This window comes from Erwinia sp., assembly GCF_049696395.1.
Classification (GTDB): Bacteria; Pseudomonadota; Gammaproteobacteria; order Enterobacterales; family Enterobacteriaceae; genus Erwinia.
The window spans coordinates 19,941-35,289 of the sequence record NZ_JBAVTT010000086.1 but is presented as its reverse complement, the minus strand read 5'-3'; the positions used below and the strand labels follow the sequence as shown (position 1 = coordinate 35,289).

At 53.9% G+C, this 15,349-nt stretch carries 15 protein-coding genes; 3 read left to right on the top strand and 12 right to left on the bottom strand.

Annotation, left to right across the window (positions count from 1 at the left end; translation table 11 throughout):
- Positions 1-208: 208 nt before the first annotated feature.
- From WCC56_RS11045 to cutC, 3 genes are all read right to left on the bottom strand, one after another.
- Positions 209-832, bottom strand: coding sequence for a LysE family translocator (locus tag WCC56_RS11045; RefSeq protein WP_424692416.1), 624 nt, complete (start codon positions 830-832; stop codon positions 209-211).
- A gap of 84 nt (positions 833-916) precedes the next feature.
- A complete protein-coding gene (locus tag WCC56_RS11040) occupies positions 917-1,753 on the bottom strand; it encodes a hypothetical protein (RefSeq protein ID WP_424692415.1) in 837 nt (278 codons plus the stop codon).
- A 157-nt stretch (positions 1,754-1,910) separates the two neighbouring features.
- Positions 1,911-2,666, bottom strand: coding sequence for a copper homeostasis protein CutC (gene cutC, locus WCC56_RS11035; protein WP_424692414.1), 756 nt, complete (start codon positions 2,664-2,666; stop codon positions 1,911-1,913).
- A gap of 100 nt (positions 2,667-2,766) precedes the next feature.
- On the opposite strand from cutC, the gene WCC56_RS11030 reads away from it, so the two are divergent.
- Positions 2,767-3,927 (top strand): MalY/PatB family protein, encoded by a 1,161-nt coding sequence (locus tag WCC56_RS11030; protein ID WP_424692413.1) that lies wholly within the window; start codon positions 2,767-2,769, stop codon positions 3,925-3,927.
- Here the strand turns inward: WCC56_RS11030 and WCC56_RS11025 are convergent.
- On the bottom strand, positions 3,922-4,488 hold the full coding sequence (locus tag WCC56_RS11025) for a VOC family protein (protein ID WP_424692412.1): 567 nt from the start codon (positions 4,486-4,488) through the stop codon (positions 3,922-3,924). The two genes, WCC56_RS11030 and WCC56_RS11025, sit on opposite strands and share 6 nt — an antisense overlap.
- 304 nt (positions 4,489-4,792) lie before the next feature.
- Here WCC56_RS11025 and WCC56_RS11020 point away from each other — a divergent pair, with 304 nt between their 5' ends.
- Both WCC56_RS11020 and argS read left to right on the top strand, forming a co-directional pair.
- Complete coding sequence (locus WCC56_RS11020; RefSeq protein ID WP_424692411.1) at positions 4,793-4,930, top strand: hypothetical protein; 138 nt, start codon at positions 4,793-4,795, stop codon at positions 4,928-4,930.
- A gap of 213 nt (positions 4,931-5,143) precedes the next feature.
- Complete coding sequence (argS, locus tag WCC56_RS11015; RefSeq protein ID WP_424692410.1) at positions 5,144-6,874, top strand: arginine--tRNA ligase; 1,731 nt, start codon at positions 5,144-5,146, stop codon at positions 6,872-6,874.
- A gap of 70 nt (positions 6,875-6,944) precedes the next feature.
- Here the strand turns inward: argS and flhE are convergent, their stop codons facing one another.
- The 8 genes from flhE to WCC56_RS10975 all read right to left on the bottom strand — a co-directional run bounded on the left by flhE (position 6,945) and on the right by WCC56_RS10975 (position 15,347).
- Positions 6,945-7,334: a flagellar protein FlhE gene (gene flhE, locus WCC56_RS11010; RefSeq protein ID WP_424692409.1), complete on the bottom strand. Its 390-nt coding sequence runs from the start codon at positions 7,332-7,334 to the stop codon at positions 6,945-6,947.
- The gene (gene flhA / locus WCC56_RS11005) at positions 7,334-9,412 is read right to left on the bottom strand and encodes a flagellar biosynthesis protein FlhA (RefSeq protein WP_424692408.1); all 2,079 of its coding nucleotides are present in this window, start codon (positions 9,410-9,412) and stop codon (positions 7,334-7,336) included. Before flhA ends, flhE begins: the two co-directional genes overlap by 1 nt.
- Positions 9,412-10,557 (bottom strand): flagellar biosynthesis protein FlhB, encoded by a 1,146-nt coding sequence (gene flhB, locus WCC56_RS11000; RefSeq protein WP_424692407.1) that lies wholly within the window; start codon positions 10,555-10,557, stop codon positions 9,412-9,414. Before flhB ends, flhA begins: the two co-directional genes overlap by 1 nt.
- 150 nt (positions 10,558-10,707) lie before the next feature.
- The gene (gene cheZ, locus WCC56_RS10995) at positions 10,708-11,352 is read right to left on the bottom strand and encodes a protein phosphatase CheZ (RefSeq protein ID WP_424692406.1); all 645 of its coding nucleotides are present in this window, start codon (positions 11,350-11,352) and stop codon (positions 10,708-10,710) included.
- Positions 11,353-11,361: 9 nt separating this feature from the next.
- Entirely contained in the window at positions 11,362-11,751 is a 390-nt protein-coding gene (gene cheY / locus WCC56_RS10990; RefSeq protein ID WP_151037197.1) for a chemotaxis response regulator CheY, read from the bottom strand.
- A 43-nt stretch (positions 11,752-11,794) separates the two neighbouring features.
- Positions 11,795-12,844: a protein-glutamate methylesterase/protein-glutamine glutaminase gene (locus WCC56_RS10985; RefSeq protein WP_424692405.1), complete on the bottom strand. Its 1,050-nt coding sequence runs from the start codon at positions 12,842-12,844 to the stop codon at positions 11,795-11,797.
- Positions 12,844-13,716, bottom strand: coding sequence for a protein-glutamate O-methyltransferase CheR (cheR, locus tag WCC56_RS10980; protein WP_424692404.1), 873 nt, complete (start codon positions 13,714-13,716; stop codon positions 12,844-12,846). Before cheR ends, WCC56_RS10985 begins: the two co-directional genes overlap by 1 nt.
- A gap of 44 nt (positions 13,717-13,760) precedes the next feature.
- Positions 13,761-15,347, bottom strand: coding sequence for a methyl-accepting chemotaxis protein (locus tag WCC56_RS10975; protein ID WP_424692403.1), 1,587 nt, complete (start codon positions 15,345-15,347; stop codon positions 13,761-13,763).
- Positions 15,348-15,349 lie beyond the last annotated feature (2 nt).

The following is a 15,349-nucleotide window of genomic DNA, read 5'->3' as shown; positions in this document are numbered from 1 at the left end:
GAGTTGATAAGTAAAGCATCTGCGACATGGACGTCGCAGCTGAGCCCCCACGGATGGGTTCACGGCGTCTTTATGTTCAACTCTCTCTCCCTGACCTGCCACCAGAGCAGCCAGCCAACTTACGATCCAACAGCGCTTACTTGACTCTAACTTGGCCACCAGAGCATCCAGACGACTTACGTCCTGAAAGGAGCATCCGTTCTCAACGTTACCGCCGGGACAGCGCCAGCTTTGCGGCAAACCCGATGAACACACATCCGGTCAGGCGATCCATTACCTTCATCACTGACGGGCGGCGCAGTTTTTCGGCAAAATAATGCGTCGAAGCAATCAAGACCCCGCTCCACATCGTACCAACCACTACATGAATAAACGCTAGCCCAATACTCCACAAAGCAACAGATCCGCCTGCTGGAATGAACTGAGGCAGGAAAGAAACGTAAAATACACCAACCTTCGGATTTAACATATTGCCCAAAAAGCCGCGCATAAAAACAGCACCATAGCCGCTCTGTTTTTTACTCACCGGCATATCTGAGTGAAAACTGGTTCGCGGCTTGAGCAATAATCCCACGCCTAACCACAATAAATAGGCTGCACCCACCAGCTTAAGCAGGTTGTATGCCATCTCCGAGGCCAGCAATAGCGCACCCAATCCCAGCCCAACAGCCGCTCCCCATGCCAGACAACCGGCATTGATTCCCATGCCTGTGGTCAGCGCTTTTTTCCAGCCGTTAGCCGCAGATGTCCGCAGGATCAGGGCAGTATCGAAACCAGGTGTGAGCGTCAAAATGATAATAGCAAACAGAAAAGTGAGTAATGAGGCGGTCATGAAAGCTCCTGAACAGGAAATTCATATTCTAGCGACCCCCTGCAAACAATCAATCCTTTCCAGTGGCTCTGTTCGTTCCTGCCGCTACTGCTCCCAGTATTCAAAGCGGTACGCAGCGCTGATATGTCGGCTGATCTCGCCCTGCGGGAAGACTTCCTTCTCATGGGAGTAGCTCAACGTACAGTTCCCCTGCTCGTCCCAAAGCTGACACTCATCGACAGAAGTCATCTCACTGCTGGCTGAGTGAGTCAGCGTTAGCAGCCGCTGCTCGCGATCCTGCTTATCATACGACCAGCTCATTTTGCTGTTTTCCGAGCTGGAGTTCACCAGCTGGTTCTTGCTGTTCCACTTATAACGGAACTCACCGTTAGCCTGCTCGTCAGATCCTCTGGCCACGCTTTTTATCAACCGCAGGCGTGAGTCAAAGCTGTTGGTGGTTTCCGTAAAGCCTTTCTCGCCCTTCAGTAAAAAGGCATCCGTTGAACTGGTAATAATGCCCTTGTTGCTGATCAGATAATTCACGGTGCCCTGCTTGCGATTCACTTCGACAGGTTGACCTTCTTTTATCACAAACACCGACATGTCATACACCGACTGCCAGCCACTGTTGTTCCGGGCGATATTCTGCACCATCCTCAGCATCATGTTGCCTTCGCTCTTGTCATAGCTGATATCCGCTCTCAACAACGAGCCACAACGGTCAAACTGGCCGAGGATCCGCTTCTGCTGATTCACATCTTTGCCAAACTCGCCGACCACCACCTGCTTGACTGGCCCTTTGGCAGTGCCTCCCAGCAGCACCAGACTGTTGCTGTCGTTAATCTGTTTAGCCTGTGCAGGACAGCTCTCTGCGGCATAAACGGCTCCAGATACGCCTGCCCAACACATAAAACACCCTGCGCCCAGCATGATGATTTTCATGAACAATCTCGTCAAAGAGGAAGGGAATAGCGTAAGTGTAAAAGGAATTCCTGCCTTGCGGGCAGTTTAGGGTGAAAAAAAGCCCCACCAAAATGATGGGGCTTGGTACTTGCAAACATCACGTCGTTTAGTGGCGTGCTGCGCGGCAAAATCGGGGTCAGGCAACTCTCACCGGGGAACTTAGTGACAGAGCGACTTTCATCGCTTCAACCATATCACTGTCCACACAGGTGCGACTGAATTCATCGTTTTCTGCCACAGAACTCATAGAGACACCGGCTTTACGGTAGCGCATCGGAGAGGCGACTCTCTGGCTGGCAGAGCTGTGAACTTCGCTCAGACCGGCATCGATGAACTTCTGCAAATTGCCGAGGCGAACACCGGCCCCAGCCATAATGATAGGACCGCGCGTCATCCTGTTTAGTTCCTTGAGCAAGGCTAATCCGCTTTCGGCACTTTGCTGCTGTCCTGATGTAAGGATCCTGGCTACGCCCAAATCGGTCAACTGTTGCAGAGCCATCAGCGGGCTGTGGCAAAGATCAAAGGCCCGATGGAAGGTCACTGCCATGCCCTCACACAGCGCCATGATCTGTTTCATCCTCGGCAGGTCAATATGACCATCAACATCCAGAACGCCGACCACTAAGCCGGGAAAACCGAGTTCGCGAATCAACGCGATATCTGATTTTATCTCATTAAATTCGCTAGCCGTGAAGCAAAAATCTCCGCCACGCGGGCGAACAATGGGGTGGACGGGCAACGTCAGAACGTCACGTGCAACTTTAAGACAGCCAGCTGAAGGGGTTAAGCCACCTTCTGCCGGTGCAGCACATAACTCAACCCGATCGGCTCCGGCTTGTTCAGCCGTTAAAGCACAATCGACTCCATAGCAGCATACTTCCAGTTTTAGCATCCCATCCTCCTGTTAATGACTGCTGGCTGGTTGTGTAAATCTTTCCAGATGTTTAGTCTGACTCAAGAACCTAGGATTAATATTAACGGGAATCACTAACATGGCATCCAATTTTAATGAACGGATCGATCGCCGTCACAGCGATAGCCTTAAATGGCAGAAATATGGTGATCAGGATATCCTCCCGCTTTGGGTAGCCGACACCGACTTCCGTTCACCGCAGTGTATTATCGATGCGCTACAGCAGCGTGTTGAGCATGGCGTTTTTGGGTATGGCAACCCGCCCTCAGACCTGATTGAGCTTATTGTCGAGCGGATGGCTGAAAGGTATCAGTGGGCGATAAAACCTGAATGGCTGGTTTTCCTGCCTGGCGTGGTAACCGGTTTAAATCTTGCGGTGCGGGCTTTTACTGAACCGCATCAGGGAACGGTAGCCCCAACCCCGATCTATCCTCCCTTCCGTTCTGCTGCGGCCAATGCTAACCGCACTCAGCTCAATGCTCAGCTGCGTCTTGAAGAGCAGCGTTGGGTCATGGACCTGGCTTCTTTAGCGCCACAGATGACTGGTAATGAGACATTGCTGATGCTTTGCAATCCTCAAAACCCAGGCGGCACGGTCTACCGTCGTGAAGAGTTGCTGGAGCAGTTAAAGTTTGCCCAGCGTCACAATTTGATTGTCTGTTCTGATGAGATCCACTGTGACCTGCTGCTGGAGCCCGGCGCGAAGCATATTCCCTTTGCCAGTCTCAATGAGGATGCAGAGCAACGCTCAATTACGCTGATCTCCCCTTCCAAGAGCTTTAACATTGCCGGACTGGGCGCGTCGATGGCGATCATTCCTGACAAAGAGTTGCGTAAGCGTTTCTCAAAGCAGCGTCAGGGGCTGGTTCCGAGCGTGGATATTCTGGCCTATGTTGCTGCCACCGCGGCCTGGCGTGACGGGCAACCCTGGCTGGATGAGCAACTGACTTACCTGCGGGAAACCCGCGACCTGCTGACCAAACGTGTCAATGCTATCCCCGGCCTGTCGATGGTGGCACCGGAAGCCACCTATCTGGCGTGGATTGATGCCAGCCAGCTAAAAACCGCCAGCCCGGCGCTGTTCTTTGAACGCCACGGACTGGGCTTCTCACCAGGCCGTGACTTTGGCGACGACGGCTTCGTTCGCCTGAACTTCGGTTGCCCACGCGATTTTATCTTTGAAGCGATCCGACGCATGGAAAGTGCCGTGCGAACACTCCCCCGTAGCAATCTTTCATAATTCGCTTTCCACTACCTCTTTCAGGCTCCAGGGATGGAACTTGATCGTCACGGTACCGTCGGTGATCGCCAGAGTGGGATTGGGTAAACGTTCACCCTCGCCCTTTGGCGCACTGCTTTTGATCGAAATTCCCTGCTGAATCAGCCCTTCATCTGAGCAAAGCGCCAGTGCGCGTGAGCCAAGATCTTCCACCTCTCCCCTGATCACCACTTCTACATGTTCCCATCCTTCGTGGCGATACAGGCGATTTCCTGGCCAGGGTAGTTCAACAACGCTTATCTTCCAGGGCCCAACCGTCAGCGGCGACTCCAGTTCAAAAAGGGCCACAGGACGTCCGTTTATTTCCTTTTCGGAAAACAGCACGCCATGCTGCATAAAGCCAGATTTCCAGCGCTCTGCGGTGGTGTTTTGATGGCAACGTACGGCTATATGGTCCACTTCCAGCGCCGTTAAATCCAATCCTAATCGATCCGCTAATTGGTAAAGGGAGTGTAAAAAACGGGGTAAATCATTAGATAAATCGTTTAATTCTTCTGCATTTTTACCTGTAAACAGGGCCATTCGCGCTTCTCACTGTAATTTAGTTAATGATTGCTTTAAGGTCAGGTCTTATTACCGGACCAGCCTTAGTTATGAATACCGTCATTTTAGTGATTAATGTGCCAAAAAATAACGCTTTTTATCAAAAACACTCAATTCCCGCTGGTTTAAGGCCAGTCTAATTTTTATAAAAGCCCATTTAACTTTCTGTTTTAGTTTAGTTAAATTTATACAATGCGACTATTCCTAAATCCCGGCCGGGGCGTTGTAGGGTATTGTGGATTCTTATAGATTTGTTCCCACCCTCACACAAGGAAAAAGCAAAATGCTTATGTATATTTTAGTTGCAGTGCTGATTGCGATGATGGGGTTTGCTCTGGCCCGCCATTGGAAGGTAAGTAATGATAAAAATACCATTGCCAGCCCACACCGCCCTCACCGCGCAGCCCGTCGCCGTTCTTAAAGACTTTGGCGGGGAACAGACACAGCACTGTTTCCCGCCGCCCTCGCTTTGCCAGCCGATGATCAGGTTCCTGGATAACTCAGCCTGAAATGCAGTATACTTTTCCCCTTCTTTTTTAACGGTGCCAGGGGTCAACAGGTTACTCTGTTGCCTGGCTTCGTTCAGCATGATGGTCTGCACAGATGCAGGCTTTTTAGCATATAAGGTAACCCGGTGAATATTCAGGCTCTTCTCTCAGAAAAAGTCAGTCAGGCGATGATCGCAGCAGGCGCTCCTGCTGATTGCGAAGCGCAGGTAAGACAGTCAGCTAAAGTCCAGTTTGGTGACTACCAGGCTAACGGCATCATGGCGGTTGCCAAGACGCTGAAAATGGCTCCCCGACAACTGGCAGAAGACGTCCTTAAGCATCTCGATTTGACCGGGATTGCCAGCAAAGTAGAGATTGCCGGGCCGGGCTTCATCAACCTGTTCCTGGACAAACAGTGGTTGTCCGCTCAGATTGACAGCGTGACTGCCGCTCCGCGTCTGGGCGTTACCCCAGTCACTCCTCAGACCATCGTTATCGACTACTCCGCGCCCAACGTGGCTAAAGAGATGCACGTCGGTCACGTACGCTCCACCATTATTGGTGATGCCGCCGTTCGTACCCTTGAGTTCCTGGGCCACAACATCATCCGTGCTAACCACGTAGGTGACTGGGGAACCCAGTTCGGTATGCTGATTGCCTTCCTGGAAAAGCAGCAGAACGAGCATCACGAAGAGCATGCGCTGGCCGACCTGGAAGTCTTCTACCGCGAAGCGAAACGCACTTACGATGAAGATCCTGAGTTCGCTGAGCGTGCCCGAGCTTATGTCGTTAAGTTGCAGGGTGGCGATGAATACTGCCGCACTATGTGGAAGAAGCTGGTCGACATCACCATGTCGCAAAACCAGCTCATCTACGACCGCATGAACGTCACGCTGACCCGCAAAGATGTGATGGGTGAAAGCCTGTACAACGATATGCTGCCGGGTATCGTGGCCGATCTGCAGGCAAAAGGTCTGGCGGTGGAAAGTGAAGGCGCCACCGTGGTGTTCCTTGACGAGTACAAGAACAAAGATGGCGACCCGATGGGCGTGATCATCAGGAAGAAGGATGGCGGCTACCTCTACACCACCACCGACATCGCCTGTGCTAAATACCGCTATGAAACCCTGAAGGCCGACCGCGTTCTGTACTACATTGACTCCCGCCAGCATCAGCATCTGATGCAGGCATGGACCATCGTTCGCAAAGCCGGTTATGTGCCTGAGTCTGTGCCTTTAGAGCACCATGCCTTCGGGATGATGCTGGGCAAAGACGGTAAGCCGTTCAAAACCCGTGCAGGCGGTACCATCAAACTGTCCGATCTGTTGGATGAAGCGGTAGAGCGCGCAACCAGGCTGGTTAGCGAGAAGAACCCGGATATGCCAGCGGATGAGCTGAAAGCGCTGGCTAATAGCGTGGGTATTGGCGCTATTAAGTATGCTGACCTCTCCAAGAGCCGCACCACGGATTACATCTTTGACTGGGACAACATGCTGGCCTTTGAAGGCAACACCGCACCTTATATGCAGTATGCTTATACGCGCGTGTTATCGGTGTTCCGTAAAGCAGGAATTGATGAGTCCGGCGTAACTGGCAACGCGCAGATCGTTGAAGATCGTGAAGCAGCGCTTGCTGTTCGCCTGCTGCAGTTTGAAGAAACCATCACTCAGGTTGCCCGTGACGGCACGCCACACGTCATGTGTGCTTATCTGTACGACCTGGCTGGCCTGTTCTCCGGTTTCTATGAGCATTGCCCGATTCTGGCCGCAAATGATGAGGCCACTAAACAGAGCCGCCTGAAACTGGCGCTGTTGACGGCAAAAACCCTGAAACAGGGTCTGGATACGCTGGGTATTGATACCGTAGAAAAAATGTAATTCTGCCTTCGGTGGCAATAAAAAAGGGGACGAAGCGATTCGTCCCCTTTTTCGATCCTGAGCGATGAGATCAGTGATAGTTAACCATCACTTGATTACTGATCACCCGCAGATCTTTGTGCAATCTGCCCTTCCCCTGCACGCCATACACAAAATGCAGGCTCTGGTTGGCCGCAAGATTACTCAACCCTTTGGTCGCGCCACTGGCACCGTCCAGCTCAACACAGCGGGTTTCGGCACACAGATGCACCCTCATTCCAGAAGGCACCGGGCCGTTGACCACATAACGCCAGGCCACTTCAGTTATCGATCCTTCAACGCTTTCAGAGGCTGTCAGCGCTGGCGAGGACGCCTGCATACCGCGATTTTGCAGGCCAGGCCCGATGGAACTGGCTTGCCAGGCACCTCCGGCAGCCATGGCAAAACCAGGCATACAGAGCAGCAGCAACAGCGCTTTCATCAGTGGCCTCCAATGGTAGACGTCATGCGGATATTCCGGTTGTCGCTAAGCTCCAGATTAGAAATCACCATCAGCTGCGGCATATTGCGGCGCAGGAAGCGAGCCAGCAAGGCGCGCAGAGGATGGTTAACCAGCAGCACCGGCGGTGCGCCTAATGACTCCTGATGATCCAGCGCGCCCTGAGCCTGAGCCATCAGACGGTCAGCCAGACCAGGTTCCAGTCCGCCGCCGCCCTGCAAGGCCTGCAGCAACAGACGCTCAAGCGTGGTGTCCAGACCAATCACCTGCACTTCGCCAGTCCCCGGGAACCACTGCTGAGTGATTGCCCTGCCCAAGGCAACACGAACCACAGACGTCAGCTCATGCGGATCGCTTTGCACCGCGGCATGTTCAGCCAGCGTCTCGATAATGGTGCGCATATCGCGGATCGAAACGCGCTCTGCCAGCAGATTTTGCAGCACTTTATGCAGCGTGGTCAGCGTGATGACGCCAGGGATTAAATCTTCCGTTAGCTTCGGCATCTCCTGAGTGACACGGTCCAGCAGCTGTTGTGACTCCTGGCGACCAAACAGCTCGCTGGCGTACTGACCAATCAGGTGGTTTAAATGCGTGGCTACCACGGTACTGGCTTCCACCACCGTAAAGCCCTGAATTTGCGCCTGCTCTTTCAGCGCACTGTCAATCCAGGTGGCGGCAAGGCCAAACGCCGGATCGACCGTAGGTTCACCAGGCAAGCTTCCCGCGGCGGTGCCAGGGTTGATCGCCATCCAGCGGCCAGGATAGGCATCGCCACTGCCAATTTCCACACCTTTCATCAGAATACGGTAACGCGCTGGCGGCAGATCCATGTTGTCACGGATATGCACCACCGGCGGCAGGAAACCCATCTCCTGAGCGAATTTTTTACGGATGCTGCGGATACGGCCAAGCAGTTCGCCATCCTGCTGATGGTCAACCATCGGGATCAGGCGGTAACCCACTTCCATCCCCAGCGAGTCTTCCAGCTGCACATCGCCCCAGGACGCTTCGGTATTGGAAGAGGCTTCAATCTGTTTGGTCGGCGCCGCCGGTGCCGCTTTCGGCTTATTCTCTCTGCCGCGCAGATACCAGGCCAGACCCAGTAAGGCGGCGGTAAACATCAGGAACACCAGGTTTGGCATGCCCGGCACCAGGCCCAACAGGCCCAATACACCGGCACTCAGCATCATTACACGAGGGTTTTTGAACAGCTGGGTCACCATCTGCTCGCCCACGTCCTGGTCGGTTCCCACGCGGGTCACGATCACACCAGCCGCTGTAGAGATAACCAACGCAGGGATCTGAGCCACGAGGCCGTCACCGATGGTCAACAGCGTGTAGCTTTCTGCAGCGTGTCCCACGTCCATGCCGTGCTGGATAACCCCCACTAACAGGCCGCCGACCACGTTGATCACCATGATCATGATCCCGGCGATGGCATCACCACGAACGAACTTACTCGCACCGTCCATCGAACCGTAGAAGTCCGCTTCCTGGGTGACATCTGAACGGCGTTTTTTCGCTTCTTCTTCACCGATCAGGCCGGCGTTCAGGTCGGCATCGATCGCCATCTGTTTACCGGGCATCCCATCAAGCACAAAACGCGCGCCTACTTCGGCGATACGGCCAGCACCTTTGGTGATAACCATAAAGTTGATGATCACGAGGATGATAAACACCACGATACCGATGGCGAAGTTGCCGCCCACCAGGAAGTGACCGAAGGCTTCAACTACCTGCCCTGCAGCCCCGGCGCCAGTGTGGCCTTCCATCAGAATGATACGGGTTGAGGCGACGTTCAGCGCCAGACGCAGTAACGTAGAGAACAGCAAGATAGTCGGGAAAGCGGCGAATTCCAGCGTCTGCCGGGTGAACATCGCCACCAGAAGCACCATGATCGACAGCGCAATATTAAAGGTAAACAGTAGATCCAGAATGAAAGGCGGCAATGGCAGCACCATCATCGACAGGATCATCAGAATCAATACCGGCCCGGCCATCACCTGCCATTGGGTATCTTTAAAATTCGGTAACCGTAATAATGCGGCCAGATTCGCCATCAGTCTTCATCTCTTATGACAATATCCAGTCCTTCCGGGACTGTTAAATTATCAGGTTTTTTCGGGGCAAGGCCACCCTCCAGCTTCCAGCGACGGAGTTGCCATACCCAGGCCAACACTTCTGCAACGGCGGCATATAACGTTCCCGGAATATGCTGACCAATTTCACTGTGTCGGTATAAGGCACGCGCCAGCGGCGGTGCTTCTAAAATCGGAATGCGGTGCTCTTTTCCTAACTCACGGATACGCAGGGCAATGTCTCCGGCCCCTTTCGCCACCACTTTCGGCGCGCTCATCTTGCGTTCGTCGTACTGTAAGGCCACGGAATAGTGCGTCGGGTTAGTGACGATCACATCCGCCTTTGGCACATCTGCCATCATGCGTCGGCGGGCTGCGGCGCGCATCTGCTGACGAATTCGACCCTTAACGTGCGGGTCACCTTCCTGCTGCTTGTGCTCGTCGCGAATATCCTGGTGCGTCATACGCAGGTTCTTGAAGTAGCTGTACAGCTGCCAGAACACGTCAAACAGCACCATCGGCGACAGGCCAAACACCACCAGCACGCTGCACATCGCAATCATATTCAGCGAGTTGGCTAAAGCGTTATAAGGCGACTCGCTGATCAATCGCAGCATATCCGGCCAGTGATGGCTGATATAAAGCCAGGTCACGCAGCCAACCAGAATCGCCTTCAGCACCGACTTAAGGAGTTCTGCGGCGGTCTGCCCGGAGAACAATTTGCCGATGCCTTTAATCGGGTTCATTTTGCCAACATCAAACTTGATCGCTTTGCCGCTGATCACCACGCCGCCGAGCAGCATAGGGGCAGCAATGGCTACCAGCACCAGGCCACCCATCATTGGGATCAGCGAGAAAATGCCCTGCTGCACCAGGTTGCCCAACAGATGCAGCATCTGGCTGGTATCACTGACCACGGAATGATTGAATTTGAGCCCATCGGCCAGCAGTGCACCGACCTTTCGTGCCATTGATGCCCCGGTAACCCACAAAATACTCAGTCCCGCCACCAACATCAGCACAGAAGTCAGCTCGCGCGAACGCGGAATTTGCCCTTCTTCTCGTGCTTTTTCTATTCGGTGGGGGGTTGCGGATTCGGTCTTTTCCTCTTCGCTGTCTCCGGACACGGCAGCTCACCTTCAATACGGAATTTCAGGTGCCAGCATGCCAAATTGGCGCAGGGATAATGCCGCGAGTAAACGCGTAAAATGGGGGTTATTTGCGGGATGGTAAAAATAGCAGGAGCTGGCGGGCGCCAGCTCCTGTCACAGACAAGCTTAAAACCCGAGGCTGTCCAGCAAGTCGTCCACCTGATCCTGGTTCGCTACCACGCCAGGCGCGGTACCGTTGATCTGCGGACCATTGAGCAAACTGTCCACATCCTTCTTCGGACGGGCGGCCTGTTCTGGCATGTTATCCAGCAGCACCATCAACAGCTGGCGCTCAATTTCCTGGATCACATCCATCATGCGCTTGATCACCTGACCGGTCAGGTCCTGGAAATCCTGCGCCATCATGATTTCCATCAACTGGGCGTTGGTGAACGCCGTGTGTTCAGGGACGGAATCCAGATAACCACGGGTATCCGAAACCAGAGAGCGGGCGTCCGCCAGTTCGACGGGATTCTCAAACCACGCATCCCAACGGCCTTTCAGCGCCTTCGCTCCATCTTCCATCAACGTCTGACGTGGTTGTGAAGCTTCCACACAGTTCAGCGCGCGTTCTGCCGCCTGAGCGGTCATTTGCACTACGTAATCCAGGCGGTCGCGGGCATCTGGAATTGCTTCCGCCGCTTCAGCAATAGCTTGATCCAGTCCCAATTCACGCAGGCTGTCGCGCAACATCCGCGTCAGCGAACCAATTCGGGAGATAATGTCATTGGCCGAAGCCGCATCAACATTTGGTGTCGGAAGTGTGCTCATCTCGGCTCCTTACATACCCAGCTTTTCGAAGATCTTGCCTAACTTCTCTTCAAGGGTCGCTGCTGTAAAAGGTTTAACGACATAGCCGCTGGCACCAGCCTGAGCAGCCGCAATAATATTCTCTTTTTTGGCTTCAGCCGTTACCATCAACACCGGTAGCTTTGCCATGCCTGCATCGGCACGAATGGTCTTCAGCAGTTCCAGACCGTCCATGTTTGGCATGTTCCAGTCAGACACCACGAAATCAAATCCACCCGCACGCAGCTTGTGCAGCGCATCCACACCATCTTCAGCTTCTTCAACGTTGTTGAAGCCGAGTTCTTTCAGGAGGTTACGGACGATACGACGCATCGTGTTGAAGTCGTCGACCACCAGAAACCGCATATTTTTATCAACCATACTCACTCCCGTTTTTTTTGTAGCCCGCTGGACGGGCGCTGCGTTAAATACGTAATGCCTGTCCGGCGCTAATTTTGGTCAGCATGTGCTGACTGATCTGGTGAAGATCCACCACTTCACTGGCTCCCCCGAGGGCAATTGCCTCTCTTGGCATGCCAAATACCACACAACTTGCTTCATTCTGAGCGATGGTCCAGGCACCTGCCTTGTTCATCGCCAGCAAACCGGCCGCGCCATCGTTACCCATCCCCGTAAGAATCACCCCTACGGCGTTACGACCGGCATACTGCGCCACCGACTTAAACAACACGTCCACCGACGGTTTATGACGATTAACCGGCGGCCCTTCATTCAGTTTGACCTGGTAGTTAGCCCCGCTTCGCACCAGCTCCAGATGCATGGCACCCGGGGCGATGTAAGCATGACCAGGCAGGATACGCTCACCGTCTTCCGCTTCTTTCACCGTGATCTGGCAGAGCTTGTTCAGCCGCTCCGCAAAAGAACGGGTAAAGCCTGGTGGCATATGCTGAGTAATCAACAGTGCCGGACTGGTTGCCGGTAACGGCTGCAGCACATGGCGAATCGCTTCCGTTCCACCGGTAGAGGCGCCAATGGCTATCAACTTTTCACTGCTTAGCAGCGGACCGGCCTTCAGCATCGCTGGTGCAGGTTGTGGCCCGCGCGTATGCAGTTTTGCCCTGGAAGCCGCGCGAACTTTATCGGCAATCATCTGGCTGTATGCCAGCATCCCTTCACGGATCCCCAGCGAAGGCTTAGTCACGAAATCCACGGCGCCTAACTCCAGCGCACGCAGGGTCACTTCAGAGCCTTTCCCGGTCAGTGATGAGACCATAACCACCGGCATCGGCCGCAGGCGCATCAGCTTTTCGAGAAAATCCAGGCCGTCCATCCGCGGCATTTCCACATCCAGCGTCAGCACGTCCGGGTTAAATTCTTTGATCATGTCCCTTGCCACTAAAGGGTCCGGTGCCGAAGCCACCATCTCCATATCTGCATGGCTGTTAATGATTTCGGTCATCAGCTGTCTCATCAATGCGGAATCATCAACGCATAACACTCTGATTTTTTTCATTATCTTTCCTTAGTCAGTCCGTAGACCGTCTGTCCGCGCAGATAGAACTCTTTACTGATCTGGCTAAAGTTCTCGGAGTGACCAGCGAACAGGATCCCGCCGGGTTTCAGCATCGAGACAAAACGCCGTAAAATCTTTTCCTGCGTTTCTTTATCGAAATAGATCATCACATTACGGCAAAAAATAGCGTCGAACGGGCCTGGCAACGCCCACTCATTGCCCAGCAGATTGAGCTGAGCATAGGTAATCGTGTTCGCCAGCTCAGGTCGGACTCTCACCATGCCTGAATGCGGGCCGGTTCCCCGGAAGAAGAAACGCTGCAGCTGCTGTGGTGACAGCGTGCGCAGTTCTTCCTGGCGATAAACACCGGTCAGCGCCTTCTCCAGCACCTGGGTATCAATGTCGCTGGCATGGACCTGGAATTTTCCCGGACCTGCGCCCAGCGTTTCGGCCAGCGTCATGGCGATGGAGTACGGCTCTTCGCCCGTTGAGGCCGCCGCACACCACACGTTAAAACTTCCAGCCCGTTTTTTGGCGTGTTCGGCCAAAATCGGGAAGTGGTGCGCCTCACGGAAAAATGCCGTCAGGTTGGTGGTCAGCGAGTTAATAAACGCCTGCCACTCCGGGCTGTTGGAATCACTCTCCAGCAGCGCCAGGTAACGACCAAAATCATCGATACCTAACATTCGCAACCGGCGGACCAGCCGGTTGTAAACCATTTCTCGCTTGTGGTCGGCGAGAACGATGCCAGCACGCTGGTAAATCAACTGACTGATACGCTTAAAGTGCGTATCGGATAACGGCAGGCGCTGAACCATCTGGGACAGCAGCGTGGTGTTCTCCTGCGGGGCTAACAACGTCGATTTTTTCATGTAAGGCTACCCTGCAACGTACGGATTAAGGGGGTAAAACACAGCTATATTCCCTGTATGCCGTTCGGATGACCGGTCGAGCCTTCTGCGTCCAGTGAGAATTTAGTCACTGTGCCCGTCAGATGGTCGGCTTGCGCTTCAAGGGCTTCGGTGGCTGCTGCCGCTTCCTCTACCAGCGCGGCATTCTGTTGTGTTACCTGATCCATCTGGCTGACTGCCTGTGCAACCTGTTCAATACCGCGGCGCTGTTCATCAGAAGCCGAAGCTATTTCGCCCATGATGTCGTTAACGCGAGTCACCGACTGCACAATCTCTTCCATCGTTTCGCCTGCTGAAGCGACCAGCACGGCACCCTGATCAACGCGGTCCACCGAGGCTTCAATCAGCGCTTTAATCTCTTTTGCTGCCTGCGCGCTACGCTGCGCCAGGTTGCGAACTTCTCCGGCTACCACGGCAAACCCTCTGCCCTGTTCTCCAGCTCGTGCGGCTTCCACTGCGGCATTCAGCGCCAGAATATTGGTCTGGAACGCGATGCCGTCGATAACGCCGGTGATATCGCCAATTTTCTTCGAGCTGTTGGCAATCTCACTCATGGTGGTGACCACTTTACCGGTCAACTGGCCGCCTTTATGGGCGGTGGTTGAGGCCTCTTTCGCCAGCTGAGAAGCCTGACGGGCGTTTTCGGCGTTGCCGGTAACGGTGGCAGTCAACTGCTCCATGCTGGCAGCGGTTTCGGCCAGTGAGGCGGCCTGCTGCTCAGTACGGGCAGACAAATCATTGTTACCGGAAGCAATCTCACGGATGCCGGTATGCATGGCGTTGGTGCCATCACGCACGCTGCTTACCGTTTCTGCCAGCGAGTGCTGCATCGCCTTCAGGCTGACAAACAGCTGGCTGAGTTCATTGCGCCCTTCAGTCTCAATAGTGCCGCCCAGGTTGCCGGAGGCGATGCGCTCAAAATGGCTACGCATTCTGGATAAAGGGGCGATAACCGCATTGCGCACCCACCAGATACCGCTCAGTGTCACCAACAAACAAAGCACCACTGCCACGATAAAAATAATCTTCGACTGGGCATAAAACCCTTCCCCAGCCTGGTTTGCGTGTTCACGCAGAACATCAATGTGGGTCATCCACCTGTTGTACTGAACCTGGAACTTGTCCTGCTTGCCCTGAGTGGGCGAGTCGAGGAAATCCTGCAACTGATAGTTCTGTAAGTAAGCAATCAGCTGAGAAAGTTCGTGGGCGTAAACGTCATAGGCCGCATTCATCGACTTTTTCAGATCCCCGCCCGCAGGCGTTGATTCCTGAATTGCATTAAATCTCTTAAAAGCGTTATCGGCAGCATTCAGATCTTCCTGAGCCTTTGCCATCAAACTTGTTACCTGGTCGCGGGGTAAACTCAATGCCGCACGAGTGCCGGCGCGGCTTAAGGTGACGCGAGCGCTCAATAATGCCGCCCAGGTTTCGCCTAAAGCTTCACGCTGGTTACTGCTTATTTCCACATTCTGCAAATTACGGGCATCAAGGCGGAAAGAGTTAAAAGACAATCCGTTACCCACAATCTGCATCACGCAGAACAGCCCTAACAGCAGAAAAATGGCGGTAGAGATACGCATACGACTGACCATCA